Source organism: Nostoc sp. CALU 1950, assembly GCF_051172895.1.
Lineage (GTDB): Bacteria > Cyanobacteriota > Cyanobacteriia > Cyanobacteriales > Nostocaceae > Nostoc > Nostoc edaphicum_A.
Window position 1 is genome coordinate 1 of the sequence record NZ_JBDNJQ010000333.1, and the last position, 2,752, is coordinate 2,752.

Annotated in this window: 1 protein-coding gene; it reads left to right on the forward strand. The window is 41.0% G+C overall.

From position 1 onward, the window contains the following. Positions 1-535: 535 nt before the first annotated feature. The gene (locus tag ABF638_RS37625; RefSeq protein ID WP_435027828.1) at positions 536-2,137 is read left to right on the forward strand and encodes a B12-binding domain-containing radical SAM protein; all 1,602 of its coding nucleotides are present in this window, start codon (positions 536-538) and stop codon (positions 2,135-2,137) included. Positions 2,138-2,752 lie beyond the last annotated feature (615 nt).

A 2,752-nucleotide genomic window follows, 5' to 3' on the forward strand; every position in this document is an offset into this window, starting at 1 on the left:
GGGGGTTAGGGGGTTAGGTTTTTGGTGGACTTTTCCACATAACGTGAAAAGTCAGGATTGAAGAGACGTATTATCTATGTATAGACATCTGCGATCGCAATAAATAAAGACGGGTTGTAGCCCGTCTAAATAGCTTGAAAGTGCAAATACACCTTGTATAGTATTGAAAATAACACAGTTAATTTCCTCAAAATTGCCAATTTGCCAAGTCTTGAAGGAGGCAGGATACAAGAAGCGTCCCACAAGTCCTGTTATTTCCGGCGAAATCCTTTACCAGACTCAGTGCTGAGTGCTGAGTAAGAAGGAGAGTACTCAGTACTTTCGCTCTTGGGTTTTCGCCTCGCATATTGTAGGCGGAATCTTTCTAGTCTGAAAACAGTAATAATCGCCCTGACAAGATATTGCTTTGTCTAAATAAGTCATAGTAGAGATTATAGCTACTGGATACAGAAGCTCCTCTAATGTGTTCTCACGACTAGTTTAGTTTTATATGAACTAAACCAGTAACAAAAATCAAGGTTTATAAGCATCAAATATGAACGTTTTACTTCTATACCCTCGTTTTCCAAAAAGTTTTTGGTCTTTTGAAAAGACTCTGGCTTTATTAGACCGTAAAGCAATGCTACCGCCTTTAGGCTTGGTGACTGTAGCGGCGATTTTACCCCAGGAATGGAATTTCAAGCTAGTAGATCGTAATGTTCGTGTCTGTACAGAGGCAGAATGGGCTTGGGCAGATTTGGTTATTATGTCGGCGATGATTGTGCAAAAAGAGGATTTGCTCTCTCAAATATTGGAAGCAAAGCAGAGAGGTAAACAAGTCGCTGTGGGTGGGCCCTTCCCGACGGCGCTACCAAATGAAATGACATCTGCCGGAGCAGACTACTTGATATTAGACGAAGGGGAAATTACCCTACCTTTATTTGTAGCAGCGATCGCACGGGGCGATCGCACAGGTATTTTTCGCTCTGGCGGTGAAAAACCAGATGTAACTAATACTCCAACTCCTCGCTTTGACTTGCTAGAGTTGGAAGCATACGCGGAGATGTCAGTGCAATTTTCGCGTGGATGTCCTTTTCAGTGTGAATTCTGCGACATTATTGTGCTATACGGTCGCAAACCCCGCACTAAAAACCCAGAACAAATATTAGCAGAACTTGATTACCTCTATAAACTGGGTTGGCGGCGCAGTATTTTTATGGTGGATGACAACTTCATCGGCAATAAGCGGAATGTCAAATTATTTTTGAAGTCCCTTTTGCCGTGGATGGTAGAACATAACTATCCTTTTTCCTTTGCCACAGAGGCTTCAGTTGATTTAGCCCAAGATCAAGAACTGATGGACTTGATGGTAGCGTGTAATTTTGGAGCCGTTTTTCTGGGAATTGAAACCCCCGACGAAGAAAGTCTCACTTTCACTCAGAAATACCAGAATACGCGAGACTCACTCAGTGAGGCGGTGAATAAGATTACCCGCTCAGGGCTGCGAGTCATGGCAGGTTTTATTATTGGGTTTGATGGCGAAAAGGCAGGTGCAGGCGCACGAATTGTCAAATTTGTCGAGCAGACAGCAATTCCCACAGCCTTGTTTAGTATGCTGCAAGCACTTCCAGATACAGCCCTCTGGCATAGATTAGAAAAGGAAGGACGACTCCGCAATAAATCTGCAAACATCAACCAAACCACGTTGATGAATTTTGTACCAACTCGACCGTTAGAAGACATCGCTCGTGAATATGTGCAGGCTTTCTGTGATTTGTATGAGCCAGAACGGTTTTTAGAGCGTACATACAAACACTTCCGTCTTTTAGGCGAAGCAACCTACCCAAAAAAGGGCAAAGGTGCCAAAAAACCATTGAACTGGAAAGTACTCCGAGCGTTGCTGGTGATTTGTTGGCGTCAAGGTCTACTTCGTCAGACGCGCTGGCAATTCTGGCGCAACTTGTGGAACATGTATCAGCATAATCGAGGTGGGGTGAGTAGCTACTTAGCTGTTTGTGCCCAAATTGAGCATTTCTTGGAATATCGCCAAATTGTTCGGGATGAAATTGAGGCTCAAGTAGCTGAATTTCTGGAAGCAGAAGCTAGGGTAAAACCGGAAGCAGAAGTGATGGAAGTGTTAGGAAGCGTCAAAAAATAACTCATATAGCAGTCCCTAAAATTCCACACAGTCGTAACACACTCTACTGGCGTGGCAAAGCTAAAGTCGTGCATTAGGAAAAAAGCAGAAAACATTGATTTATCTCAATTTTCTCAAAAATCTATTGAAACATTTTAGGCTTGCCACGCCCCTACTTAATATTTACTTTATAAATAGGCTCTTATGTCTTATAAATTTCATATTCAAGTAATTAATTCACTTCTCAATAATGAGCTAATCAGTTTGATTAATAGCTCTCAGCTAATATAAAAAAAAGTCCGCTTTCGCGGACTGTGGACATTGGATAAGGTTAAGTTGTCACCAAGAGTGTCTACAAGATGTTAGACTCAATATTCATTCTTTCTTAGTCAACGTTAAAAATCAAGTTCCACACACTAAATATTAGGACATAACTCCTTTATTTAAGTCTTTTTTAGATGTTGTCTAAAAATAAATTCTACGCAGTTTTAATTCCGTAGCTAGTCGATAAAAAAGCTATTCTTAACAAAGAAATTGAAGAAAAGCACTATACTTTCAGCTAAAAATAGTAATTTATAACACAATACGGTTCGGTTAAGGTTTTTTGATGAAAATTCTAGATCCAAAGACGCGATA